Source organism: Providencia sp. PROV210 (genome assembly GCF_028479445.1).
GTDB lineage: Bacteria > Pseudomonadota > Gammaproteobacteria > Enterobacterales > Enterobacteriaceae > Providencia > Providencia rustigianii.
Genome location: NZ_JAMPNQ010000019.1, coordinates 1 through 26,723 on the forward strand (window position 1 = coordinate 1; position 26,723 = coordinate 26,723).

Genomic DNA, 26,723 nt, shown 5'->3' on the forward strand with positions numbered 1-26,723 from the left:
CGTGCAGGATTCGAACCTGCGACCAATTGATTAAAAGTCAACTGCTCTACCAACTGAGCTAACGACCCATCTATATTACTTAAATTGTTTACTACTTTAGATGGTGGGTCGTGCAGGATTCGAACCTGCGACCAATTGATTAAAAGTCAACTGCTCTACCAACTGAGCTAACGACCCATCTGTACTGCTTGAATTGTTTACTACTTTTAGATGGTGGGTCGTGCAGGATTCGAACCTGCGACCAATTGATTAAAAGTCAACTGCTCTACCAACTGAGCTAACGACCCATCTAAAATTTAAATCTCATTGATACCACTCAGATTTCTCAACCTGCTGTTTCTCGTATCAACGGCGGCTTATATTACTGATTTCTGACTGGGGTGCAACGCTTTTTTTGAAAAAATGAATTAAGTGCGCACTAATCATACGGATAACCCCGAAATGTTTGGTTATGTTGCTTCGGGGTTAATAATTAAAGGGCACTCAACTTCTTCTCTGCAAGTTTTGAACCTGCACTATTGGGGTATTGTTTCAATACCTGCTGGTAAACAGCTTTTGCTTTATCTTTCTGTCCCTTATCTTGCATGATAAGACCCACTTTATATAAGGCCTCACTGCTTTTTTGAGACTTTGGATACTGCTTAACTACGGTTGCAAAGTAAAATGCTGCATCATCTTTGCTGCCTTTATTGTAGTTTAACTGCCCCAACCAATAGTTAGCATTGGATTGATATCCAGACTTCGGATACGTTTTGATAAACCCTTGCAATGCCCCAATAGCCTCATCAATTTGTGCTTTTGATTTGCTGTTCATGGCTAACTGAACTGCGGCATTATAATCATCTTTTTCATTACCACCGGAGCTTGGAGCCGCTGCGGAGGTATCTGAAGTCGATGACGCGGGACTTGATGCACTTGAATCTGTTGCATCAGAAGGAGTTGCTGAGTCACCGCCACCCGCTTTGTCCAATTGCATATACAAATCTTTTTGGCGCTCAACAACCTGATTCAATTTATATTCACTTTCTTGAATTTGTCCACGTAACATATCGATGTCACGCTGGTTATCGGCTAATTGCTGCTGGATTTGATAAATAATTTGACCTTGAGAGCTAACGGCTGTCTCAAGTTGGGTGAGGCGATCTGCAGAGGAACCAGATCCGACATTGTTGATTGGCGCTTGGGCAATAGCGGCCCAAGGGGCCGCTACGCCAACCAATAACGACAGACCGACTAGTAATTGTCTGAAGTTACTGTTCATAATAGATAATTTCTCTTATCTATTAGTATGCAATGACTGCACGACGGTTTTTCGCGTAGTCTGCTTCAGTGTGACCTAACACAGCTGGTTTTTCTTTACCGTAAGAAACCAGTGAAACTTGGTCGCCTGAAACACCTTTGCTTTGCAGATACATTTTAACTGCGTTAGCACGACGCTCGCCCAGTGCGATGTTGTATTCTGGAGTACCACGCTCATCCGCATGACCTTCAACAACAACACGTACAGATGGGTTGCTACGCAGGAATGCTGCGTGTGCATCTAACATTTCAGCGTACTCTGGAGATACGTTGTATTTATCGAAACCAAAGTAAACAGTGTTGTTCTGTTGCAGTTGTTCCATTTGCTGACGTGCCAGCTCTTCCGCAGACAGACCAGTATTAGTTTGATCCACAGCAGAATCAGCACCATTTTGGTCATTGTTTTTGTTAGAGCTACAAGCTGCGACTGCCATGATTGGTAATGCGATCATCAGCCCTTTAAGCACTTTGTTCAGTTGCATCGTTTTGATCCTTAATATTTTTGCCACACATTATTATTATGCATCACAGATACGGCGACCAGGCAGGAAATTTTACCTGTCCATCGGTTGCCGGAAGACGCGCTTTGAAACGCCCGTCGGTCGAAACTAGCTGCAATATAGTCCCCAAGCCTTGAGAGGAGCTATAAATTACCATAGTGCCGTTAGGTGCGATACTCGGCGTTTCATCTAGAAACGTTGTCGTTAAATATTCAACGTTACCCGTTGCCAGATCCTGTTTGGCGATATGCTGTTGACCGCCCCCGGAGCTGACCATCACTAAGAAAGTTCCATCCGGGCTTACATCAGCATCCTGATTTTGAGTTCCTTCATAGGAGACTCTTACTGGACTACCACCATTAATATTCATTTTATAAACTTGCGGACGTCCTGCTTGGTCCGAAGTATAGACTAAAGTTTGGCTATCCGGCATCCAGCTTGGTTCAGTATTGTTACTACGACCATCTGTAACTTGACGAATTTGCCCACTTGCTAAGTCCATCACATATAAATTCAGGCTACCTGTCTTAGACAGTGCAAATGCTAATTTAGTACCATCTGGTGAGAACGCAGGCGCCCCATTATGACGTGGGAATTTTGCAACCTGACGAACTGCACCACTTGATAGCGTCTGGATAACTAACGCAGAGCTACCACTTTCAAATGTTACATACGCGATTTTTTGACCATCTGGTGACCATGCTGGTGACATCAGTGGTTCAGGTGAACGGTGAACCGTAAATTGGTTAAATCCGTCATAATCTGAAACGCGTAATTCAAACGGATATTGACCGCCATTAGTTTTCACTACATACGCAATACGCGTACGGAATGCTCCACGAATACCGGTCAATTTCTCAAAAACTTCATCACTTGCAGTATGAGCTGCATAGCGTAACCAATCTTTAGTGACTTTAAATTGGTTCTGAGCTAACACTGCACCTGGATTAGCAGCAACATCAACTAGTTGATAACTGACTACGAAGCTACCATCTGCGGCTGGCTGAACTTGACCAACGACAACAGCATTAATGCCCAACGCAGTCCAAGCATCAGGAATGACTTCTGAAGCCGTTCCCGGTTGCTGAGGCATACGGCTTGGCTCAATAGGGTTAAATTTACCGCTATTACGTAAATCAGCGCCGACAATCTGTCCAACTTCTTGTGGTGGCGCACCTGCACCCGCCCACTTAAATGGAACCACACCGATTGGTTGAGCTGAGTTAACGCCTTCAGTTATCTCAATACGGATTTCTGCCTGAGCAACAGTAGCCCATAGCATCAGGAACCCGAAAACTATTTTAAACGCCTGCTTCATCCTAATCTCCCTTACTGCGATATTCACCACCGCAATAATTCGCTGAATTTTAACAAAGGTATACTAACAAAACTAGATAGCACACAAACTATTTATTACATCGCCAAAAAATTTACAATATAGACTACTCTGACTTATTGAAAATTAAGGCTTAAATACTAATGTGCTGCCTGATTTATTAAACGTTTCATAGACCTCTCTGCTAGGTGGTTTTGGCATAGTTGCGAGTTTTGCCGCTCTTATTGCCGCTTCACATAGCGCGGGATCATTTGCTGGACCATTTTTCGGTGTAATACTGACCAATAATCCATCTGGTGCCAGTTTTAATTGCAGCTCACAAGTCCGTCCACGATACGTCGCTGAGTCATAGAATTTACTTTGGATCGCTGCTTTTATTTTACCTGCATAGCTATCAACATCTGCATTAGATGCGCCTGATTTTTTACCGCCTCCGCTGCCAGCAGCAGTCTGTCCGCCTTGCTTACTTGGACCTGATGCAGTTAAATCACCCAGCAAATCATCAACGGATGATGCATTTTTTGCGGCTTCAGCTTTGGCTTTAGCGGCCTTAGCTTTAGCTTCTTTATCTTTGGCTTCTTTATCAGCCTTAGCTTTCGCTTCTTTCTCAGCTTTAGCCTTAGCATCAGCTTCAGCTTTTGCTTTAGCTTCTTTTTCAGCCTTAGCTTTAGCATCAGATTCGGCTTTTTCTTTCGCTTCTTTTTCGGCTTTAGCTTTGGCAGCCTCGGCTTCTTTTTTAGCTTGCGCTTCCGCTTTCTCTTTCGCTATAGCCTGCTCTTTAATTAGCTTTTCTTTCTCAGCTTTGGCTTGCGCAGCGGCATCCTCAGCTAATTTTTGCTCTTCCTTCGCTTTTTTGGCTGCTTCTTGAGCTTGCTTTTTCTGTTCTTCAGCTTGTTTTTGCTGCTGTTCAGTTTCGCGCTGAGTTTGAATTTGTTCTTCTTCAAGTTTTTGCAGACGCTTTTGTTCCTGCTCCTGCTTTTCTCTCAGCTCAGCATCTTGTTTCTGTTGTTGTTCTTTGCGTTCTTTAGCTGCTTGTTGGGAACTTTTTTGCTGCTGTTGAGATTGATTATATTGCTCAACAACAGCACCAGGATCGACCATGACTGCATCAATGACCGTTCCCTCTTCTCCACCGCCGCCAAGTTGAACGACTGTCACTAAAGAGCCTATAACGATTAAAGCAACCAATAAGATGTGCAATCCAATCGACACCATTAATGAACGCTTTAAGTTATCCTGTTTCTCTTTTGTCTTTCCCACTCTGGTTTCCAAAAAAAGAATCGTTTCTTTTCAAACTACATCCAAGCCACAAGAACAGTGGCTGGACAAATTAAATAGGTTGAGTCATCAAACCAACAGATTTGATCCCTGCCCCATGTAACAGATTCAGCGCCTTAATCACTTCATCATAAGGAACTTCTTTAGCTCCGCCAATTAAGAAAACCGTTTTAGGATTTTTCTCTAATTGTGCTTTTGCCTCTGCTGAAATTTGTTCTGGTGGCAGTAACTCTAAACGCTCACCATCGATCAACATATTATATTGATCAACCCCTGCCACTTCTAAAATCACAGGGGGGTTATCACTTGATGATACGGTTTGAGTATCTGTAGCATCCGGCAATTCAACTTCCACACTCTGAGAAATAATAGGCGCTGTTGCCATAAAGATCAGCAAAAGCACCAACAATACGTCCAGTAATGGGACTATGTTGATTTCGGATTTCAGCTCACGTTTGCGACTATTGCGCGCCATTCGCTTTTCTCCCCGTCTTATTTCTTATCTGCAGAGAATGCTTGACGATGCAGGATAGCTAGGAATTCTTCCATAAAGTTATCGTAGCTTTGTTCAAGTTTATTCACGCGTAAGTTTAAGCGGTTGAATGCCATAACAGCAGGGATTGCCGCAAATAAACCAATTGCAGTTGCAATCAGCGCTTCCGCAATACCCGGTGCAACCATTTGTAGCGTTGCTTGCTTTACCGCACCCAATGCGATAAATGCATGCATAATTCCCCAAACGGTACCAAATAGACCAATATAAGGGCTAATCGACCCTACTGTACCTAAAAATGGGATATGTGACTCTACAGATTCCAATTCACGGTTCATGGAAATACGCATTGCACGTGCTGCGCCAGTAATGACGGCATCCGGTGCATGGATATTCGCTTGGTGTAAACGTACAAATTCTTTGAAGCCAGAGTAAAAAATTTGCTCTGTGCCACCTAGTGCATCACGGCGTGCCTGACTCTCTTTATACAAACGAGACAGTTCAATACCTGACCAAAATTTATCTTCGAACGCTTCAGCCTCACGGGTTGCCGCGTTTAAAATTTTGGTTCTTTGAATAATGATGGCCCACGATGCAATAGAAAATCCAAGCAAAACGAACATAATGATCTGAACCAATAGGCTCGCTTTTAGGAATAAATCCAAGATATTCATGTCAGTCACTGTTTAAACTCCGCGACAATAGACTCAGGAAGCGCTTTTGGCTTCATTTTAGAAATGTCCACACAAGCAATTAGGGCGGTCGCCCCACAAAGCAAGTTACCTTGCGAATCAACTAACCTTTGCTGAAATTTTAAAGAAGCTCGTTTTATTTCAACGATTTCCGTTTCAACTTCCAGCAGGTCATCTAACCGAGCACCCTTAATAAAGTCGATTGTCATATTTTTGACAACAAATCCTAGGTTCTCTGCGAGTAAACTTTGTTGATTGATACCTTTATTTCGCAACATTTCCGTTCTTGCGCGCTCAAAAAAAGCCAGATAACGTGCATGATATACAACTCCGCCCGCATCAGTGTCTTCATAATACACGCGAACAGGCCAGCGAAATAACATAAAAATCACTCCGTCTTAGGTTAAATTAATTAACGGTGCCACTATACGCAAGACCGTGACGCTTTGGAATCACTTTGCAGGTAAAGATATCAAAAATAATTGTGGATCTCATGACCCACAATCTGAATTTAGATTAACTGAAGACTTTAATTAGTCCCCAGATAAGAATGATGATGGCAGGCAATGGATGGAACAACACTCGCCAGATGATTTTATTAGGTAGGAAACCCACCCCAAAAATAATCGCGCTGCAAGTTGCCCATATCATTAGGAAACCTAGCCAGATAGGAAATGAGCTAGTATTGGCTGCAAATAGGGATGGATCCCACATAACAGTACCAGCTGTAACTAAAGCTAATACAAGGATAAGGGCCCTAATAGGGCCCTTTCCTAATAGCTGATAGGTTTTATCCATCAGCATATTATTTACTCACCATCTTTAGCTGTTTTAGCTTCTTTTGCACTTTCTGAGTGCTCAAGAGCTAATGCTGCAATCACTGCAAAACTACAAGCTAACAGAGTGCCGAGGATCCAGGCGAAATACCACATATGTTATGCTCCTTAATACAGTGAATGCTTGTTGCTTTCGATAAAGTTTTTGTCCAAACGACCAAACATTTTGTAGTAACACCAAGCGGTGTAGCACAGAATGAGTGGGACAAAAATGATCGCAACAACAGTCATGACTTGCAGAGTGAACAAGCTAGATGTCGCATCCCACATGGTCAAGCTTGCATTTGGCATGATGCTTGATGGCATGATGAACGGGAACATTGCAACACCACATGTCAAAATAATACATGCGATAGTCAATGATGAAAATAAGAACGCCCAACCATTTTTGTCTGCTTTAGTTGCAATCATCGTTAACAGCGGTAACCCAACACCTAGAGCAGGTAAAGCCCACAGGATTGGATACGTGTTAAAGTTAGTTAACCATGCACCAGAAGCGACTTCTACAGTTTTGTTCAGTGGGTTAGATGGAGCATATGGGTCTATTGCTGAAGTCACAACATAACCATCGATACCCATAACTAACCATACACCAGCACCCGCAAAAGCAACTAACGTGATCAGCGCACAAATATACGTGGCTTTACGGGTACGTAGGTGAAGTTCACCTGTCGTACGCATTTGCAGATAAGTTGCACCTTGGGTAACAATCATCATTAAACCAACAACACCAGCTAACAAGCCATATGGGTTTAACAGACCAAACAGATTACCTGTATAAGTCAGATACTGCTGGTTATCAATTTGCAGTGGAACACCCAATAACAGGTTACCAAATGCAACACCGATAACTAATGGCGGAACGAAACCACCAATAAACAGACCCCAGTCCCACATGCTACGCCATTTTGGGTTCTCCAGTTTTGAACGGTAGTCGAAACCAACCGGACGGAAGAACAATGCAGCTAATACCAAAATCATAGCAACATAGAAGCCAGAGAATGAAGCAGCATAAACTTGTGGCCATGCAGCAAACATTGCACCACCCGCGGTGATTAACCAAACTTGGTTACCATCCCAATGCGGTGCAACAGCATTAATCATAACGCGGCGTTCAGTATCTGTTTTACCTAAGATAGGTAATAAGAAGCCAACGCCCATGTCAAAACCATCCGTGACAGCAAACCCAATCAGCAGCACGCCGATAAGGATCCACCACACAAATCGAAGAACTTCATAATCAAACATAAGTGGACTCCTGTTTACTGAACGTCGTGTGCTGAACTATTTTTTTGTTCAAAATGATAACGACCGGTTTTCAGGCTACTAGGCCCTTTACGAGCGAATTTGAACATTAAGAACATTTCAGCAATCAAGAACAGTGTATACAGACCACAGATCAGTACCAGAGAGAAGATCAGATCTTGAGGTGTTAAATTAGAGTGTGCAACCGAAACCGGTAACACTTCACCAATTGCCCACGGTTGACGACCGTACTCTGCCACAAACCAACCTGATTCAATTGCAATCCAAGGTAATGGAATACCGAACAACGCAAGGCGTAACAGTAATTTGCTTTTACCAATACGGTTACGAATAACTGACAGGAATGCCCAACCAACGATTAGCAGTAATGCGAAACCAACTGCAACCATGATACGGAATGCCCAGAACAGTGGCGCTACGTTTGGAATACTGTCTTTAACAGCTTTTTGGATTTGTTCTTCAGTCGCATCAACAACATTTGGAGCATATTGTTTTAACAGAAGACCATAACCGAGGTCTTTTTTGCTTGCTTCAAATGCAGCGCGCAGTTCAGGACTCTTATCACCATCTAATAATTGTTGTAGCTGACCATAAGAAACCATACCGTTACGGATACGAACTTCGTGTTGCTTCATCAGATCTTTCAGACCTAATACTGGCGTATCAATAGAGCGAGTTGCAATGATACCCATTGCCCAAGGAATTGAGATAGAGAATGTATTCTCTTCTTTTTCATTGCTTGGGAACGCGATTAGGTTAAATGCAGCTGGAGGAGCATGTGTTTCCCACTCTGCCTCAACAGCGGCCAGCTTTGTTTTCTGCACGTCACCCATTTCGTAACCTGATTCATCACCAAGAACGATAACAGATAAGACCGCCGCCATACCAAAGCTTGCAGCAATTGCAAAAGAACGTTTAGCAAACGCAACATCACGACCTTTAAGTAGGTAGTAAGAGCTGATACCCAGAATGAACATAGCACCAGTACAGTAGCCTGCTGCAACAGTATGTACGAATTTAACTTGTGCGACTGGGTTAAGAACTAGCTCGGAGAAGCTAAGCATTTCCATTCGCATTGTTTCGTAGTTAAAGTCTGCAGCGATTGGGTTTTGCATCCAACCGTTCGCTACCAGAATCCACAGTGCTGAGAAGTTAGAACCTAAAGCAACTAACCAAGTCACCGCAAGGTGCTGAGTTTTGCTTAAACGATCCCAACCAAAGAAGAATAAACCAACAAAGGTAGATTCTAAGAAGAATGCCATCAATCCTTCGATTGCCAGAGGCGCACCGAAGATATCTCCAACATAGTGGGCGTAGTATGACCAGTTAGTACCAAATTGGAACTCCATAGTCAGACCAGTTGCAACACCTAGGGCAAAGTTAATACCAAATAACTTACCCCAGAACTTAGTCATATCTTTATAAATTTGTTTACCGGACAGCACATATACCGTCTCCATGATCGCAAGCAAAAACGCCATACCTAGCGTTAATGGTACGAATAGGAAGTGGTACATCGCGGTTAAGGCAAACTGTAATCGTGACAGTTCGACAATATCAAACATCTTGACTCCTTGCTCCTAGCAGGAAGACACCGACTTGCGGCAACCCAGCTTCCAGTATTAAACGGGAAAGCCTCTTAACTACCAGCAAAAAATGCCTCAAAACAACAAATAATTAACAAAAGTAAAGGAAAAAACCTACCATAATAATAGTACGCCTATCTTCACATACAATAAACTTCTTTTACGTGATTCAGATTTGAATTCTGAAGTTATATCAATAATTATACCCTTTAATAGAAAAATAGGTATTTGATCGAGTACCAATTTAAGCAATTTAAACAAATAAAGCCAGTGGTAATAGATTGATCTAAGTCAATTTTTTCTAGCTTGTTAATTTCATTCGTCTCGAATCAAATAATAGTTAGTTAGTTGTTAACTACCTGTTATTATCATTGATATATAACTTTTTACTTTTTTAATAAGATTAAAACAAACTTATAACGTCTTCTTTAATACATCTAAAAAAGAATGTCTATTTTATAATAGCAGCTTATTTTTAAGTTATTACTTAATTTATAAATAAAGAGAATAATCGTAGTTAATCCCCTATATTCAGTTAATCAAATATCACTATAAATATAAAAATTGATCTACTGCAAAATTTGACTAATATGCGTAATGTGCTATTTGCAAGCAAATAAAAAACTCTCTAAATATCACTTTTTAGACTGGTTTATTCTTGGCTGATATAGTTTAAAGAACCCTATTTGCAGAATTAAATTCCTAATATATAAATACAAAAAAACCCGTGCTTCATTCTGCAAGCACGGGTTCTGTCTCTTACGTTACCTGAGCAATTAGCTCATGTTTCGCTTATTTATTTAACAGTGATTTTACTGCATCGCCGATATCAGCAAGGCTACGAACAGTTTTAACACCTGCGGCTTCTAAAGCAGCAAATTTTTCATCTGCTGTACCTTTACCACCCGCGATAATTGCACCAGCATGACCCATACGCTTACCTTTAGGTGCAGTAACACCAGCAATATAGCCTACGACAGGTTTAGTGACGTGCTCTTTAATATACGCAGCGGCATCTTCTTCAGCATTACCACCAATTTCACCGATCATAACAATTGCTTCAGTTTGTGGGTCTTCTTGGAACAATTTCAGGATATCGATAAAGTTTGAGCCTGGGATTGGGTCACCACCGATACCAACACAGGTTGATTGACCTAAACCAGCATCAGTCGTCTGTTTAACCGCTTCATAAGTCAACGTACCTGAACGTGAAACGATACCGACTTTACCTGGCATATGGATATGACCCGGTTGGATACCAATTTTGCACTGTCCTGGGGTGATTACACCTGGGCAGTTTGGTCCAATCATACGAACGCCAGCTTCGTCTAATTTCACTTTAACAGTCAGCATATCCAGTGTTGGGATACCTTCAGTAATAGTGATAATCAACTTGATACCAGCATCAATGGCTTCAAGGATAGAATCTTTACAAAATGGTGCTGGAACATAGATAACAGAAGCTGTTGCGCCTGTTGCTTCTACCGCTTCACGCACAGTATTAAATACGGGTAGGCCTAGGTGAGTTGTGCCACCTTTACCTGGCGTTACACCGCCAACCATTTTTGTACCGTAAGCAATAGCTTGTTCGGAGTGGAAAGTACCTTGACCGCCAGTAAAACCTTGGCAAATTACTTTGGTGTTTTTATCGATTAAAATAGACATTATTTAGCCTCCGCCGCTGCTACTGCTTTCTTAGCTGCATCTGTCAGGCTGTTTGCTGCGATAATATTTAAACCGCTATCTGCCAGTTTTTTCGCACCTAACTCTGCATTGTTACCTTCTAAACGTACAACTACTGGTACATTTACGCCAACTTCTTCTACTGCACCAATGATGCCGTCTGCAATCAGGTCACAGCGAACGATACCACCAAAAATGTTTACGAATACGGCTTTAACGCTCTTATCTGAAAGGATAATTTTAAATGCTTCAGTTACGCGTTCTTTAGTTGCACCGCCACCAACATCAAGGAAGTTAGCTGGGGAACCGCCGTGCAATTTAACGATATCCATCGTACCCATTGCAAGACCCGCGCCGTTAACCATACAACCGATGTTACCATCCAGCGCTACGTAGTTTAGTTCCCATTGAGCCGCTTGAGCTTCACGCGCATCTTCTTGAGATGGATCGTGCATTTCACGCATTTCAGCTTGGCGATACAGTGCGTTACTATCAACGCCTAATTTACCATCTAAGCAAATTAAGTCGCCTTCAGTATTGATAACTAATGGGTTAACTTCGATCAGAGCTAAGTCGCGCTCTAAGAACATGGTTGCTAAGCCCATGAAAATTTTCGCGAATTGGCTAACTTGCTTTCCAGTTAAGCCTAATTTAAAGGCTAATTCACGGCCTTGATAAGGCATAGGCCCTGTCAGTGGATCGATAGCCGCTTTATGAATCAGTTCTGGTGTTTCTTCGGCAACTTTTTCAATTTCAACGCCGCCTTCAGTTGATGCCATGAACACAACACGACGTGTTCCACGGTCAACAACTGCACCTAAATACAGCTCTTTAGCAATGTCAGTTGCGCTTTCAACCAAGATTTGGTTTACAGGCTGACCATTTGCATCAGTTTGGTAAGTGACCAGATTTTTACCTAACCACTTTTCAGCAAACTCGCTGATGTCATTGATATCTTTTGTAACTTTTACGCCACCAGCTTTACCACGTCCACCTGCGTGAACTTGGCATTTGATAACCCATGGACCATTACCGATTTTTTTCGCTGCAGCTACTGCTTCTTCTACTGATGAACAGGCATAGCCAGTTGGAGCGGGTAAGCCATAGCGTGTAAAAAGCTGTTTTGCCTGATACTCGTGTAAATTCATGATGTTCTATCCATAATTGAGTCTGGAGGAGCGTGTATCGCCCCTTGCAATTGTTACAGATTTAGCAGCCAGAAAACTGGCTGCATCGGTTACCTCAGACCGGGCAGGTTGTACCCTGCCCTGTTATGTTTCTATACGTCTAACAGTAAACGAGTTGGATCTTCCAACATATCTTTAATAGCAACTAAGAAACTTACTGATTCACGACCATCGATTAGGCGGTGATCATAAGAAAGCGCTAAATACATCATTGGAAGAATTTCTACTTTACCGTTAACAGCCATTGGGCGGTCTTTGATGGCATGCATGCCTAAGATTGCGCTTTGTGGTGGGTTAATGATTGGAGTAGACATCAGAGAACCGAACACACCACCATTCGTGATAGTGAAGTTACCGCCACTTAAATCTTCAACGGTTAATTTACCGTCGCGACCTTTGACAGCCAGCTCTTTAATATTTTTCTCAATGTCAGCCATGCTCATAGCATCAACATCACGCAGAACTGGCGTTACCAGACCACGCGGTGTTGAAACGGCAATACTGATATCGAAATAGTTATGGTAAACCACGTCAGTGCCATCAATAGAAGCGTTAACTTCTGGGTAGCGTTTCAGTGCTTCAACTGCGGCTTTGATGTAGAAAGACATAAAGCCTAAACGTACACCGTGACGTTTTTCGAATGCATCACCATATTGAGCACGTAAATCTTTGATTGGCTGCATGTTAACTTCATTAAATGTGGTTAACATTGCGGTGCTATTTTTAGCTTCCAGCAGGCGTTCCGCGATACGTTTACGCAGGCGTGTCATTGGTACACGTTTTTCACTGCGGTGAGCTAACGGAGCTTGTGGCGCAGCTGGCGCTTGTGCTGCTGCCGCAGCTGGTTTAGCGGCTAAGTGCTTGTCAACATCTTCGCGAGTCAGACGTCCACCAACACCCGTACCTTTAATATCTGCTGGGTTCAGACCGTGCTCTGCTACCAGACGACGAATTGCTGGGCTCAGAGCATCATTGCTTTCTTCTTCTAAACTTGCAGTTTGGCGAGCTGCTGGTGCTGGTGCCGCTTCTTTCACTTCAGCAGGAATACCAGTACTATCACCTAAACGAATACGGCCCAATAGCTGTTTAGATAAAACAGTTGCGCCTTCTTCTTCAATGATCGCTTCTAAAATACCCGCTTCACTTGCAGGAACTTCTAAAACAACTTTATCTGTCTCGATTTCAACCAGGACTTCATCACGCTGAACACTGTCACCTGGTTTTTTATGCCATGTGGCAACCGCTGCGTCAGCGACGGATTCAGGAAGATCGGGAACAAGAATTTCTACGCTACTCATTTTCTATCCTTTAATTATGCAATGTTCAAAGCGTCATTAACCAGGGCCGCTTGTTGTTCCTGGTGAACGGAGTTATATCCAACAGCTGGAGAAGAAGAAGCTGCTCGACCGGCATAGCGTAAACTTGCGCCTGCTGGGATTGCCTCATGGAAATTATGTTGGCTGCAATACCAAGCGCCTTGGTTTAGCGGCTCTTCTTGACACCAAACAAAATCTTTCACATGAGCATATTGAGCCAATACTTTTTGGATGTCGTCATGCGGGAACGGATATAACTGCTCAATACGCACGATCGCAACATCGGTTTGCTCGTTCTTACGACGTTGCTCTAACAAATCGTAATAAACTTTACCGGAACACAGAACGACACGTTTCACATTTTTCGGATTGATTTCATCGATTTCACTGATAACTGGTTGGAATTTTCCATTTGCCAGCTCATCGATGCTAGATACCGCTAATGGATGACGTAACAGTGATTTAGGAGACATAACAATCAGAGGACGACGCATATCGCGCAGCGCTTGACGGCGTAACATGTGATAAACCTGAGCTGGTGTTGATGGCACACACACTTGCATGTTTTGATCCGCACACAGTTGCAGGTAACGCTCTAAACGAGCTGAGGAGTGTTCTGGACCTTGGCCTTCATAACCATGAGGTAATAACATCACCAGACCACACATCCGACCCCATTTCTGCTCACCCGAGCTAATAAATTGGTCAATAACCACCTGAGCACAGTTAGCAAAGTCACCAAACTGAGCTTCCCAAATAGTTAAAGCACGAGGTTCAGTTGTTGCATAACCATATTCAAATGCCAATACTGCGTTTTCAGTTAGAACAGAGTCCCAAACGTTGAATACGCCTTGACCACTATGAACATTTTGCAGTGGAACATATACTGAACCGTTGGTTTGGTTGTGTACAACTGCATGGCGATGGAAGAATGTACCGCGACCCGCATCTTCACCAGATAGACGAATTGGAACACCTTCATCAACTAGCGTACCGTAAGCTAAAGTTTCTGCTGCACCCCAATCGAGTAATTTGTTACCTTTCGCCATTTCAGCGCGGTCCGCATAAATTTTCTCAACTCGAGATTGAGCAACAATACCCTCAGGGATTGTGCTTAGCTTAGTCGCCAGCTCAGTTAAACGCTTGATGTCATAGCTTGATTTATATTCTTCATGCCACTCATGGTTCAGATACGGTTCCCATGTATAAGCATTCAGCCCCATCTCACGATATTCATCAACGACACAATCGCCACGGTCTAATGCATCACGATACAGGTTAACCATTTCAGTGACTTCATTCGCTGAAACGATGCCTTCTTCAATTAAACGATCTGCATAGATTTTACGTGGTGTAGGATGCTGTTTGATTTTCTGGTACATAATTGGCTGAGTTGCACTTGGCTCATCAGCTTCGTTGTGACCATGACGGCGATAACACACTAAGTCGACCATGACATCGCGCTTAAAGGTGTTACGGAAATCTAATGCTAAGCGAGTCACGAATGCAACGGCTTCAGGATCATCAGCATTAACGTGGAAAATTGGTGCCTGCACCATTTTCACGATATCAGTACAATATTCAGTTGAGCGTGTATCTTTCGGGTTCGACGTAGTAAAACCAACTTGGTTATTAATAACGATACGCATCGTACCGCCAACTTCATAACCACGGGCCTGAGACATGTTCAATGTTTCTTGAACAACACCCTGACCTGTTACTGCCGAGTCACCATGAATAGTGATTGGCAGAACCATGTTGCTGCGACCTTCATCAAGACGGTCACGACGAGCACGAACAGAACCGATAACCACTGGGCTCACGATTTCAAGGTGAGACGGGTTAAATGCTAACGCTAAGTGAACTCGTGAACCGGCCGTTTCAAAGTCAGACGAGAAACCTTGGTGATATTTTACGTCACCTGCGCTTGAGTGGTCTTTATGTTTACCCGCAAACTCATCAAATAATTCAGCAGGTTTTTTACCCAGAATATTGATTAAAACGTTTAAGCGTCCACGGTGTGCCATACCCAGTACAACTTCACGGGTATCTTGTTTTCCGGCATGATGGATCAGGTCTTTCAGCATTGGAATTAATGCATCACCGCCCTCTAAAGAGAAGCGTTTCGCACCAGGGAATTTAGCGCCTAAATAACGCTCAAGCCCTTCTGCTGCGGTTAATTCAGCTAAGAAGCGACGTTTTTCTTCTTTAGTAAATTGTTCTGCAACATTCACGGATTCAAGACGCTGTTGGATCCAACGTTTTTCTTCGGTATTAGTGATATGCATATACTCCGCACCGATTGAACCGCAATAGATGCGCTTCAGGTGGTCATATAGCTCACTGAGTTTCATGGTTTCTTTGCCAATCGCAAATGAACCCACATTGAAAGTCTCGTCAAAATCTTCTTTGGTCAGATTATGGAATGTAGGGTCCAGATCTGGAACAGCTTCACGCTTCCAAAGTCCTAATGGGTCGAGATTGGCATTTTGATGTCCGCGGAAACGGAAGGCATTGATAAGTTGCAAAACTTTGACTTGTTTTGCATCGATCGTAGGATCGCTAACAGAGGTATGGTAACGGGTGGAATCTTTTGCTAAGCGACGGAAATAATCTCGTGCTTGCGAATGTAATTGCTCACCACTAGTACCTACTCCAGGTAGTTGCTGGAAGATTTCTCTCCACTCTGCATCTACGGAATTAGGGTCAGTCAGATAATCTTCATAGAGCTGTTCTATATAAGACTGGTTCGCGCCTGCCAGAAAGCTTGAATCCAGCCAGTCCTTCATTACGCCGTTCTGCATTGTGATCCCTTAAGCTTTATAAGCTTTAGTTTTCGCCGTGGTTAACTAATTGCCGCATTTAAGCGACCTCGATAAAGGTTCTCTTGGACGTGCTTTTTGCATGTTCTCACTTTGGGAGTCCCTTTTATCAATTAAGGGTTTCCCTTTTAAGGAACCTTTAAAAACTGGCTGCGGTTTTTAAAGGTTCCTTGTTTTTACATGCATCTTCATCTTTTTTTGCAGTTGGCTTTTTACTTTCACTTTTACTTCGCACTTGTTTCACTGAATTTTACTTTACGCTTATTTTTTACTTTAAGTGTTTATTTTGTGCTATCCGCATTTAGCCTACGGTACTCAGGTACCGCAGGCTATACCGGTTTTATGCGCTATGTTTTAACAACATAGATTTAATATGACCGATAGCTTTAGTCGGATTAAGTCCTTTAGGGCATACATTGACACAATTCATAATGCTATGACAGCGGAAAACACTAAAAGCGTCGTTCAGATCATCTAATCGTGAATCCGTTTCAGTATCGCGACTATCAATTAAGAATCTATACGCAGCTAACAGACCCGCAGGACCGATAAACTTGTCCGGATTCCACCAGAAAGATGGACATGAAGTAGAACAGCATGCACACAAAATACACTCATAGAGACCATCGAGTTTTTCACGTTGTGCAGGTGACTGTAAGTTTTCACGCGCCGGTGGATTCTTATTATCATTAAGAAGATATGGGCGAATTTTTTCGTACTGGGTATAGAACTGCGTCATGTCAATAATCAGGTCACGCACAACTGGCAAACCTGGCAATGGACGGATCACAATTTTTTTACCATTACGGGTCAAAGCAGACAGTGGCGTAATACAAGCCAGCCCATTCTTACCGTTCATGTTTACGCCATCAGAACCACATACCCCTTCACGACAAGAACGACGGAAAGACAATGTTGGGTCTTGTTCTTTTAATTGAATCAACGCATCTAGCAGCATCATGTCACGCCCATCTTTGACTTCAAGGGTGTAATCTTGCATGCGTGGTGCGTTGTCTACATCTGGATTATAGCGATAAATCGAAAATTCTAATTTCATAATTTATTTCTCCGCAACTGGATTAACACCACGCATTAATAAGTACGAATCTTCGGTGGGAAGGCCTCACGCAACTTAGGTTGCATGTTCACTTCGCGACGAGTCATCGTTTCAGATTGCGGTAGATATAATGAGTGACATAACCAATTTGCATCATCACGATCTGGGAAGTCAAAGCGACTGTGTGCGCCACGACTTTCTGTACGGAAGTTAGCTGCTTGCGCCGTTGCGTAAGCCGTTTCCATCAGGTTATCCAGCTCTAAACACTCAATACGCTGAGTATTAAACTCAGTTGAAGTGTCATCCAGACGTGCATTTTTCAGACGCTCGCGAATTTCTTTCAGCTCTTCTAAGCCCTTCGCCATAGCATCCCCTTCGCGGAATACGGAGAAGTTGTTCTGCATACAAGATTGCAGAGCTTTACGGATCTGAGCAGGATCTTCACCAGTGCGTGCGTTTTCCCAACGGTTGAAGCGAGCCATAGCTTCATCGAGGTCTGATTCAGACGCATCGCGCATTGGGCCTTGCTCCATAATGGATTCGTTCAAGTGCAGACCAGCAGAACGACCGAATACAACGAGATCCAGCAGTGAGTTACCACCTAAACGGTTAGCACCGTGTACAGACACACAAGCGATTTCACCCACCGCAAACAGGCCTGGGATCACTTCGTCTTCGCCTTTTTCGTTATAACGAATAGCTTGACCAGTAACCTTAGTAGGGATACCGCCCATCATGTAGTGGCAAGTAGGGATAACTGGAATAGGCTCTTTAACTGGGTCAACGTGAGCAAAGGTACGAGAAAGCTCAAGAATACCCGGCAAACGAGACTCCAGAACATCTTTCCCTAAGTGGTCCAGTTTCAGTTTAGCGTGAGGACCCCACGGACCTTCACAACCACGACCTTCACGAATTTCAATCATGATTGAACGCGCAACAACGTCACGACCCGCAAGGTCTTTCGCATTTGGTGCATAACGTTCCATGAAGCGCTCACCGTCTTTATTCAGCAAGTAACCGCCTTCACCACGACAGCCTTCTGTGACCAGAACACCCGCACCCGCAATACCTGTTGGGTGGAATTGCCACATTTCCATATCTTGCAATGGAACACCTGCACGAACGGCCATACCGACACCATCGCCAGTATTGATATGTGCGTTGGTTGTAGACTGATAAATACGCCCCGCCCCACCCGTTGCAAGAATCGTAGCTTTGGCTTTGAAATAAACCAGTTCACCCGTTTCCATGCAAATTGCGGTACAACCCACGATATCGCCATCTTGGTTTTTCACTAAATCCAGTGCATACCATTCGGAGAAAATTGTGGTGTGATTTTTTAGGTTTTGCTGATACAGCGTATGTAACAGCGCGTGACCAGTACGGTCAGCAGCTGCAGCAGTACGTGCCGCTTGCTCGCCACCGAAATTCTTAGACTGACCACCGAATGGACGTTGATAAATAGTCCCATCTTCAAGACGAGAGAAAGGCAATCCCATATGTTCTAATTCAAGGATAGCTTCTGGCCCAGTTTTACACATGTACTCGATAGCGTCTTGGTCACCGATATAGTCTGAACCTTTAACGGTGTCATACATGTGCCATTCCCAGTTATCAGGATGGGTGTTACCTAATGCAACAGTAATACCGCCTTGCGCTGATACCGTATGAGAACGAGTTGGAAATACTTTTGACAACAAAGCACAAGATAAGCCTTGTTGCGAAATTTGTAGTGCTGCGCGCATACCTGCACCGCCCGCACCGATAACAATAGCGTCAAACTCTCTGATTGGCAGATTCATTTATGCACCCCACACAACAATTGTTCCGTAAATTAAGTAAGCCAGCAGACCAACAACAATAGCGAGTTGCAGGACTAAACGAATTGCGATCGGCTTAACATAGTCAGTCAGTACTTGCCACATACCAATCCAGGCATGTACAAGAATTGAGAACAATGTGAGGATAGTGAATACTTTTGTCACAGAGGAGGCAAAGAAGCCACGCCACACTTCGTAGGTAATATCATTGATCGCCACGAAGCCAACGATGTAGAGTACGTAGAGAACGATAAGAATCGCTGAACCACGAATTAACAGCCAGTCCTGGATACCAGTACGGCCTAAAGCTGAAGCATTACTTACCATACTAAGATCCCCGCCAGAATTGCCAGAATTACGGTAATAACAAATGTAATTTTTGCAGATGAATTACCAGCAGCAAGGGTTTCATCAACACAGCCGAAATCCATCAGCATATGGCGAATACCACCACAAATGTGGTAAGCCAAAGCCGTCAAGATGCCCCAAAGAATGAACTTAGCAAAAAAGCCAGTCATTAATTCAGACGCGTATTGAAAACCTTCTGGAGAGGAGAGAGAAGTCCCTAGCAACCAAAGCAGAATACCAACTGCGATGAGAGTAATGACGCCAGAGACACGGTGCAAGATAGACGATATTGCAGTAATCGGGAAATGTATCGTCTGCAAATCAAGGTTGACAGGTCTTTGTTTTTTCACAATTTTGCCCACACAGCTCTTTATTATTTTCCATCCTCCGGACCTGGGGTGGAAATCAGACAGCGACAGGGGTACAAAATGCAACTTAACGCAAACTCTAATCCATCATGTTTGAGTAAAATTGCATACTGATCACGCTGGGAACTCCTACTACAGGGTAATCCGGAGACCTGGTGCCAGTATAAAGTCTTCACATTGTTATTACAATTCCCACACAAAAGGTTTGGAGACATTTAGCCCGAACAGTGAGAAGGATCACGATTTAAACATTTTATATAAATGTGCTTATCTTATTTGACAATGATTCAACATTTATCTTACATATAGGGCTGGCAGATTTATCTGAATACGTTACGGATGACTCTACGTCATGTAAGTAGTGTGAATGAGTATGCAAGTATAAACAAAAGTTATGAAAGTTGTTTCCCTTACCATAAATAATGATATTGTAGAGAAAACAACAAAAAAAGAACATAACGCCCTATACACTCATAAACAACCTAACACATTGTTATCGGTCGCAAGATTTCAGCGTTTTATGTGATATCTGGCTAACTTTCTCACCTCACCGATAGAACAATGCGCAAAGACACAGTATAACGCTGAGTTCAGGGTTGTTGAGTGTGGATTATCAAGCGCTAAGGAGACCGTTAATGGCTGATAACAAAGCTAAGATAATGACTGAGAGTAAAGGTACTATTGAAGTAGACATTCTAACCCCTACAATTGGTCAAGATGTTATCGATGTACGAACTTTAGGTTCAAAAGGGTTTTTTACATACGACCCAGGTTTTACCTCGACAGCGTCATGTGAATCAAAAATTACCTATATCGATGGTGACCAAGGTATCCTACTCCACCGCGGTTATCCTATTGACCAACTTGCGACTAAAGCAACTTACCTCGAAGTTTGTTATATCCTGCTCTACGGCGAAGCACCAACCCAAGAACAATACGAAACATTCAAATATACGGTAACTCGCCACACGATGATCCACGAGCAAATCACCCGAATGCTTAATGGTTTCCGTCGTGACTCTCACCCGATGGCTGTTCTGTGTGGTGTAACAGGTGCATTAGCGGCGTTCTATCATGATGCTCTGGATGTTAATAACCCTCGTCACCGTGAAATCACTGCGTACCGTTTGCTGTCTAAAATGCCTACCGTGGCAGCAATGTGTTATAAATATTCAATTGGTCAACCTTTTGTTTATCCTCGTAATGATCTTTCTTACGCGGGTAATTTCTTGCACATGATGTTCTCTACTCCATGTGAAGAATACGTTGTTAATCCAGTGCTTGAACGCGCAATGGACAGAATTTTAATTTTGCACGCTGACCACGAGCAAAATGCATCAACCTCAACAGTTCGTACCGCAGGTTCTTCTGGTGCAAACCCATTTGCGTGTATCGCTGCGGGTATCGCATCTCTGTGGGGGCCTGCACACGGCGGTGCTAACGAAGCTTGTTTACGCATGCTTGAAGAGATCCAAACGGTTGAACATATCCCAGCATTTATCGAACGCGCGAAAGATAAAAATGACTCTTTCCGCCTAATGGGCTTTGGTCACCGTGTGTATAAAAACCATGACCCGCGTGCTACCGTCATGCGCGAAACTTGCCATGAAGTTTTAAAAGAATTAAACCTCAACGATGGTTTGTTAGAAGTGGCGATGGAATTAGAACGTATTGCACTGAACGACCCGTACTTCATTGAGAAGAAATTATACCCGAACGTTGACTTCTACTCGGGTATCATTTTGAAAGCAATGGGGATTCCATCTTCAATGTTCACCGTTATTTTTGCTATCGCCCGTACTATCGGTTGGATCGCTCACTGGAACGAAATGCATGATGATGGTCTGAAAATTGCGCGCCCTCGTCAGCTATATACTGGTTATGACAAACGCGAATTTAGCTCTGACATCTCCAAAAAATAATGGTTGAATTCTCACTCAATTATTGATGAATAAGCCTCGATTTTTCGGGGCTTTTTATCGATGATTATCGCTGATACTCCCGTGGAGTACACCCGCTCATTTTGCGAAAAAAGCTAATAAAGGCGCTATCACTGGCTAACCCAAGCTCTTGAGTAATATAGTAATATGGTTTATCCAAAGCCAATAGTTCCAGCGCTTTAATAAATCGCCATTGTTGACGCCAAGCTTGATAGGTCATGCCCGTTTCTCGCAGAAAAATCCTTGAAATTGTTTTTTCACTTGCCCCTATCGTCTGAGCTAATACATTTAACGGCGGTGGTAATAATTCCATGTCTAAACAGTTAAAACGTCGATCCTGAGGAAATGACAGTAAGGTAGGCTCGGTTGTTGCACTCTGTAATTCATCAATAAACACAGGGATTAAATTCGCTAAACGCCCTTCTTTCCAGTCGCTATCAAATGATGTTAGTGCAATTATCTCTAGTAATTCCCTTAATAACGGCGAAACCTTCAAAATACTCACGTTACTTGATATTTGTGCCGAGTAATCTTGATTGAGATACACCGAACGATAACCGACAGATGCGCGCATTTGCGCTCTATGCTGGATAAATGGCGGGATCCAAGCCACTCGTCCCGGAGGCAATAAAGAGATTTTATTTTCCAAGCTAATGCGAATACAGCCCTGTTGGGTAAATAAAAGCTGCCCCATTTCATGGGTATGCTCTCCTGAATCATGTAGCCCCATTTGCGCCGCAATCCCCAAAATTGGAGCATCATACCAATCTGTTTGGAATTCATCCGTCTGTAATAACCACGCCATAAATGTCTCATTCTTGATATTTATTGTCTTTATTATTGTAATAAGACAAGCAAAAAGCCAATAAACTTCTCCGCATTCCCACAGATTAAAGAGAAGAATATAGGTAAATCAAATGAACCGCTCACTTTCCTTATGGCTTGCTGTGGCTTTAATGATGTTTCCACAAATTGTCGAAACCATTTATAGCCCCGCGTTGACCGATATTGCCGCTGCATTCCACGTCAATGCCCAACAAGCCTCACAAACATTATCACTCTACTTCTTCGCCTTCGCTTTGGGTGTCATTTTTTGGGGAAGAATGTGTGACATTATTGGCCGTAGACCGACTATTTTAGCGGGATTACTGCTATATGGCGTTGCTTCAATTAGCGCTCTTTTTATCTCCCAATTTTATTGGTTACTTATTCTACGCATGCTATCTGCATTTGGTGCTGCTGTAGGATCTATCGGTACTCAAACGGCCATGCGCGACTGTTATCAAGGTCATGAATTAGCCAAAGTTTTCTCAATTATGGGGGTTGCTCTCGCTATCAGCCCAGCTCTTGGAATGACTTTAGGGGCGATACTAGTTTGGATTGGTCATTATCGCGCCGTATTTGTCGGATTAGCCCTACTGGCCATAGTGCTTTTGTTATGGTCTTGTTACAAGCTCCCTGAGACCAAACACGATAATGTGATCAACGCTCCATTTTTTAACACTTTTTTACGTATGTTGGGGGATAAACTAATTCTTAGGAATGTGATCTTGATTGCATTTTTCAACATTAATTTATTCAGTTATTACCAACTTGGCCCCTTTATTTTTGAACAATTAATGCTCAATCAACAACAATTTGGTTTGACTGGTCTTTTATTAGCATTTGGCGTTGGGCTTGGGTCCATCATTAACCATTATTTATTGGCTAAAAAACAACCTGCCCAACGAATTATTAGGCTTTCAAGTTTGATCTCTTTCGTCTGCGGTTGTTTGGTTTACTTGCTAATCGATAGTGTTTGGTTTGTTGTTCCCGTTATTGGTGTGGTGGTGGGATATGGAATTGCAATCCCCAATATTCTCGCCCATGCACTTAATGCTTATCAGGATAGAAAAGGCACCGCAGGCGCAATTTTAGGGCTGTTTTACTATATGGGATTAGGGCTAGGATTAATGGTCGCAGGTGAGATTCAAAACCTAGGGCTAGTGCTCATCACTTCAAGTCTAATACTGCTTCTTACCGCACTAAAATATCGAACTTGACCTATTTCTATCATTAAGCGCAACGGGAATTCTTTCTATTATGAAATTATTTTCTATTGCGCCGCTATTTTCTAAAAATTTCACGATAATTTTCTAAATAGTTCATGCTGTGGCAAGGCGGTGAACAAAGACAGCTTGGGGAGCATACACAAGTATGTGACCCAAGTGGCTGCGTGAAACCAACACAGCCACAGCGCGAAATATGACGAAAATTTAGGCCGGGTTGTCTATATCTATAAAGATAGCCTCCACATCATGACTATCATTCAACCACTTCGTCAACGCCTTAATCCCATAACGCTCTGTCGCATGGTGCCCTGCACTGTAGAAGTGGATCCCCATTTCTCTCGCTATATGGATAGTTTGTTCTGAAACTTCCCCTGTGACAAACGCATCGACACCAAATTCTGCGGCTTGCATGATGAATCCTTGGCCACCACCAGTACACCACGCAATCTGGCGGATTTCATCTTTGGCATTATCGCCACAATGCAGTACTTTTCGCCCTAAGCGAGTTTCTAAACGCTCGGTTAATTCTGTGGGTGATATTGGCTGATCAAAGAAGCCAAATGGCATTAACGGCTCAATATTGCCGTTCACTTGTACTCCCATAATGTGAGCAAGCTGCGCATTATTACCTAATTCTGGATGAGCATCTAAAGGAAGGTGATAACCATAAAGGTTGATATCGTTCGCTAGTAGCGTTTTCAGGCGGTTTCTCTTCATGCCTTTGATAAGAGCGGGTTCGTTTTTCCAGAAATAGCCATGATGTACAATCACTGCATCCGCATTTAATCTTACCGCTTCATCCAATAATGCTTGGCAAGCCGTCACGCCAGTAACAATTTTTTTGACATGGGGACGACCTTCCACTTGCAACCCATTAGGCGCGAAGTCTTGGAATTCACTGACGTTCAATTCGTCGTTAATCAATTCTTCTAACTTAAAATTATGCATAATTGTGTCCTTAACGCCTTCATTTCTCATTAACTTGTCTACCACTAGCATAAACGGAAAGATTATTTTTTTCTGTGGTATTTATCCACCAGCCCACAAATGACGAATAATTTATATAGTTTCATCATAATAAGAAACCTATGTTATTAATTTATTTTAAAATTTCATCCAGATTTTGACACAAAAAGTCAGCTAACATAGTGAAAAAAAGGTTCTCAACCTGAGAACCTTTCGACTATTTATCGTTAAGAAACGTTATTCACGCGACTCAGTCTTTCTTCGACTTATTGGCAAAGAAAATATCAGATTGAATATCTTCAGTCCGAATAGTGAACAGCTCATTCGTCAAATCTTCAGTCAGCTTCTCAGCACTTGCCATCACGTTTAAATTGAACTCATTGAGCATTTTATTGGCAGCCGCTTTATCCGTTTTCGCCATTTTCAAATATTTAGCTTCCATGTCTTTCTGTTCTAACGCCGTTTTAGCTTCCCACTCTTGATACGCTTTTTTGACGATCGGAGCCAGTTTAGGGTAGTCCGTCATCACCAAAGTTTGAAGTTTACGGTATTTCCAATAAATAGAGTCACTATCTGCTTTATCTGAACCGACACTATAATGTTTTGGATAAGCTTCTAACCCGCTGTAATAAGGCACAAAAGCGGTCAAATCAGCCATTCCCAACCCCACATAGGTTACTTCGCCGATTTCTTGAGGTAACTCAGGGCGCACTTGCATCACATGAGCTTCATAGGTTCTAAATACACTAATCGGTCTCCATGGTTCTTTTCCATTTAATCCATTGGTATATGGGTCATGTTCAGTGCCTTCAAAGTGGTTACGTAGCATCGATTTGGCTTCTTCGACCGACACTTTTTTCTCTGGCGTTAAGAAAGGCGCAAAATTTCTGCCATCAGCCACATCTTGTTTTAACGAAGGATTAAATTGCTGCTGAATAACCCAAACACGCGGGTCATTGTATGTGCGATCACGCTCATCATCTCGGGTATAGGCTTTAGAAAAATTAAACTCACCGTCTGTGGCTGGGTTATAAAGCCCTTTTTCTACCGCAAATTCAATCAGGTTTTTAGATCCTAAAACATCAGGATTTTTCACATCAAAAGCTTGTAAGCGCCCCTGATTTCCTGTCGCAAAATATTTATCTTTAGCTATTTTTTGTGCCATCCATTGATGACCGGTACCCGTTTCTAAATACCACAATTCATCTTTATCAACGACCGCCACACCAAAACCTTCACCCGCACCTTGAGTCTCAATAATATTCCCTAATAACTCCACTGCTTCTCGTGCTGTTTTTGCACGTGAAAGTAGAACGTCCGGAATATCATCTTCCGTAATTCCCGTTTCTTCAACATACGGATCAAATGCCAATGCTTTAGGTGAAGCAAATATAGATTCAGTACCACTGACACCGACACCTAATTCATTAAATCCCGTTGCACCATGTAATTGAGTTTTCCAATTTGGTACGGTTGTATATCGTAATGATTGTTTCGGTAATGGATAAGTAAAATTATTAGCACCATTATGTTCTTTAGTGCTATATATTCCTGATTGATTTTTTTTTGCTGGATGAATAACAAAATGTTGTGCTTTTAGTGCATTACTATCCGCACTCCGAGCAATAATTAAAGAGCCATCTGTCGTGGCATCAGAACCCGCTAGAAGTGTTGTACAGGCAAAACCAGACGATATTAATGCGACATTAATTGACAATGCTATAACACATTTCTTAAATGAAAACATGATATTCCCCATTTATACTCATCAAACTTCAAGATACAGTGTTGTTGACGTCGCTAATTCACGGGAGTCAGCCATTCATGAAGACTCCCAGCGATTCGCTAGTTTGAAGCCTAGCTGCACCTCGAATTATTT

Annotated in this window: 24 protein-coding genes and 2 tRNA genes; 2 read left to right on the top strand and 24 right to left on the bottom strand. The window is 42.7% G+C overall.

Annotated elements, in window-relative coordinates:
* Positions 1-101: 101 nt before the first annotated feature.
* The 21 genes from PR761_RS14935 to sdhC form a co-directional block, all read right to left on the bottom strand.
* Positions 102-177: transfer RNA gene (locus PR761_RS14935), tRNA-Lys, on the bottom strand.
* Positions 178-211: 34 nt separating this feature from the next.
* Positions 212-287: transfer RNA gene (locus PR761_RS14940), tRNA-Lys, on the bottom strand.
* A 185-nt stretch (positions 288-472) separates the two neighbouring features.
* Positions 473-1,261 (bottom strand): cell division protein CpoB, encoded by a 789-nt coding sequence (cpoB, locus tag PR761_RS14945; protein ID WP_006812757.1) that lies wholly within the window; start codon positions 1,259-1,261, stop codon positions 473-475.
* A gap of 22 nt (positions 1,262-1,283) precedes the next feature.
* Positions 1,284-1,781: a peptidoglycan-associated lipoprotein Pal gene (gene pal, locus PR761_RS14950; protein WP_006812758.1), complete on the bottom strand. Its 498-nt coding sequence runs from the start codon at positions 1,779-1,781 to the stop codon at positions 1,284-1,286.
* 43 nt (positions 1,782-1,824) lie between these two features.
* A complete protein-coding gene (gene tolB / locus PR761_RS14955; protein WP_112836376.1) occupies positions 1,825-3,117 on the bottom strand; it encodes a Tol-Pal system beta propeller repeat protein TolB in 1,293 nt (430 codons plus the stop codon).
* A 144-nt stretch (positions 3,118-3,261) separates the two neighbouring features.
* Positions 3,262-4,395 (bottom strand): cell envelope integrity protein TolA, encoded by a 1,134-nt coding sequence (gene tolA, locus PR761_RS14960; RefSeq protein WP_006812760.1) that lies wholly within the window; start codon positions 4,393-4,395, stop codon positions 3,262-3,264.
* A 70-nt stretch (positions 4,396-4,465) separates the two neighbouring features.
* Complete coding sequence (gene tolR / locus PR761_RS14965) at positions 4,466-4,888, bottom strand: colicin uptake protein TolR (protein WP_006812761.1); 423 nt, start codon at positions 4,886-4,888, stop codon at positions 4,466-4,468.
* A 17-nt stretch (positions 4,889-4,905) separates the two neighbouring features.
* Positions 4,906-5,589 (bottom strand): Tol-Pal system protein TolQ, encoded by a 684-nt coding sequence (gene tolQ, locus PR761_RS14970; RefSeq protein WP_006812762.1) that lies wholly within the window; start codon positions 5,587-5,589, stop codon positions 4,906-4,908.
* Positions 5,586-5,981 carry a tol-pal system-associated acyl-CoA thioesterase gene (gene ybgC, locus PR761_RS14975; protein ID WP_006812763.1) on the bottom strand — a complete coding sequence of 132 codons (396 nt, stop codon included), beginning with the start codon at positions 5,979-5,981 and terminating at the stop codon, positions 5,586-5,588. Before ybgC ends, tolQ begins: the two co-directional genes overlap by 4 nt.
* 133 nt (positions 5,982-6,114) lie before the next feature.
* Entirely contained in the window at positions 6,115-6,402 is a 288-nt protein-coding gene (gene ybgE, locus PR761_RS14980) for a cyd operon protein YbgE (protein WP_006812764.1), read from the bottom strand.
* Positions 6,403-6,407: 5 nt separating this feature from the next.
* The gene (gene cydX, locus PR761_RS14985) at positions 6,408-6,530 is read right to left on the bottom strand and encodes a cytochrome bd-I oxidase subunit CydX (RefSeq protein ID WP_006660445.1); all 123 of its coding nucleotides are present in this window, start codon (positions 6,528-6,530) and stop codon (positions 6,408-6,410) included.
* A 12-nt stretch (positions 6,531-6,542) separates the two neighbouring features.
* Positions 6,543-7,682: a cytochrome d ubiquinol oxidase subunit II gene (cydB, locus tag PR761_RS14990; protein ID WP_006812765.1), complete on the bottom strand. Its 1,140-nt coding sequence runs from the start codon at positions 7,680-7,682 to the stop codon at positions 6,543-6,545.
* 14 nt (positions 7,683-7,696) lie between these two features.
* On the bottom strand, positions 7,697-9,265 hold the full coding sequence (cydA, locus tag PR761_RS14995; protein ID WP_154611234.1) for a cytochrome ubiquinol oxidase subunit I: 1,569 nt from the start codon (positions 9,263-9,265) through the stop codon (positions 7,697-7,699).
* A gap of 813 nt (positions 9,266-10,078) precedes the next feature.
* Positions 10,079-10,951, bottom strand: a complete 873-nt coding sequence (sucD, locus tag PR761_RS15000; RefSeq protein ID WP_006812767.1) for a succinate--CoA ligase subunit alpha — start codon at positions 10,949-10,951, stop codon at positions 10,079-10,081.
* A complete protein-coding gene (gene sucC / locus PR761_RS15005; protein ID WP_006812768.1) occupies positions 10,951-12,117 on the bottom strand; it encodes an ADP-forming succinate--CoA ligase subunit beta in 1,167 nt (388 codons plus the stop codon). Before sucC ends, sucD begins: the two co-directional genes overlap by 1 nt.
* Before the next feature lie 131 nt (positions 12,118-12,248).
* Positions 12,249-13,454 carry a 2-oxoglutarate dehydrogenase complex dihydrolipoyllysine-residue succinyltransferase gene (gene odhB, locus PR761_RS15010; RefSeq protein ID WP_006812769.1) on the bottom strand — a complete coding sequence of 402 codons (1,206 nt, stop codon included), beginning with the start codon at positions 13,452-13,454 and terminating at the stop codon, positions 12,249-12,251.
* Between the two features lie 14 nt (positions 13,455-13,468).
* The gene (gene sucA, locus PR761_RS15015; protein ID WP_154611233.1) at positions 13,469-16,276 is read right to left on the bottom strand and encodes a 2-oxoglutarate dehydrogenase E1 component; all 2,808 of its coding nucleotides are present in this window, start codon (positions 16,274-16,276) and stop codon (positions 13,469-13,471) included.
* Between the two features lie 358 nt (positions 16,277-16,634).
* Complete coding sequence (locus PR761_RS15020) at positions 16,635-17,351, bottom strand: succinate dehydrogenase iron-sulfur subunit (protein WP_006812772.1); 717 nt, start codon at positions 17,349-17,351, stop codon at positions 16,635-16,637.
* Between the two features lie 35 nt (positions 17,352-17,386).
* Positions 17,387-19,153: a succinate dehydrogenase flavoprotein subunit gene (sdhA, locus tag PR761_RS15025; RefSeq protein ID WP_006812773.1), complete on the bottom strand. Its 1,767-nt coding sequence runs from the start codon at positions 19,151-19,153 to the stop codon at positions 17,387-17,389.
* Positions 19,154-19,498, bottom strand: coding sequence for a succinate dehydrogenase membrane anchor subunit (gene sdhD, locus PR761_RS15030; protein ID WP_006812774.1), 345 nt, complete (start codon positions 19,496-19,498; stop codon positions 19,154-19,156).
* On the bottom strand, positions 19,492-19,881 hold the full coding sequence (sdhC, locus tag PR761_RS15035; RefSeq protein ID WP_006812775.1) for a succinate dehydrogenase cytochrome b556 subunit: 390 nt from the start codon (positions 19,879-19,881) through the stop codon (positions 19,492-19,494). The genes sdhD and sdhC overlap by 7 nt, the downstream gene beginning before the upstream one ends.
* A 641-nt stretch (positions 19,882-20,522) precedes the next feature.
* Between sdhC and PR761_RS15040 the strand changes: the two genes are divergently transcribed.
* Positions 20,523-21,809, top strand: coding sequence for a citrate synthase (locus PR761_RS15040; RefSeq protein ID WP_006812777.1), 1,287 nt, complete (start codon positions 20,523-20,525; stop codon positions 21,807-21,809).
* Positions 21,810-21,873: 64 nt separating this feature from the next.
* Here PR761_RS15040 and PR761_RS15045 read toward each other — a convergent pair whose 3' ends face one another.
* Complete coding sequence (locus PR761_RS15045; protein ID WP_154611232.1) at positions 21,874-22,632, bottom strand: AraC family transcriptional regulator; 759 nt, start codon at positions 22,630-22,632, stop codon at positions 21,874-21,876.
* A gap of 112 nt (positions 22,633-22,744) precedes the next feature.
* On the opposite strand from PR761_RS15045, the gene PR761_RS15050 reads away from it, so the two are divergent.
* A complete protein-coding gene (locus PR761_RS15050; RefSeq protein ID WP_154611231.1) occupies positions 22,745-23,869 on the top strand; it encodes a multidrug effflux MFS transporter in 1,125 nt (374 codons plus the stop codon).
* Positions 23,870-24,082: 213 nt separating this feature from the next.
* On the opposite strand, the gene PR761_RS15055 is transcribed toward PR761_RS15050, so the two are convergent.
* Positions 24,083-24,826 carry a type 2 GTP cyclohydrolase I gene (locus PR761_RS15055; protein ID WP_115164060.1) on the bottom strand — a complete coding sequence of 248 codons (744 nt, stop codon included), beginning with the start codon at positions 24,824-24,826 and terminating at the stop codon, positions 24,083-24,085.
* 268 nt (positions 24,827-25,094) lie between these two features.
* Positions 25,095-26,591, bottom strand: a complete 1,497-nt coding sequence (locus PR761_RS15060; protein ID WP_039854002.1) for a C69 family dipeptidase — start codon at positions 26,589-26,591, stop codon at positions 25,095-25,097.
* Positions 26,592-26,723 lie beyond the last annotated feature (132 nt).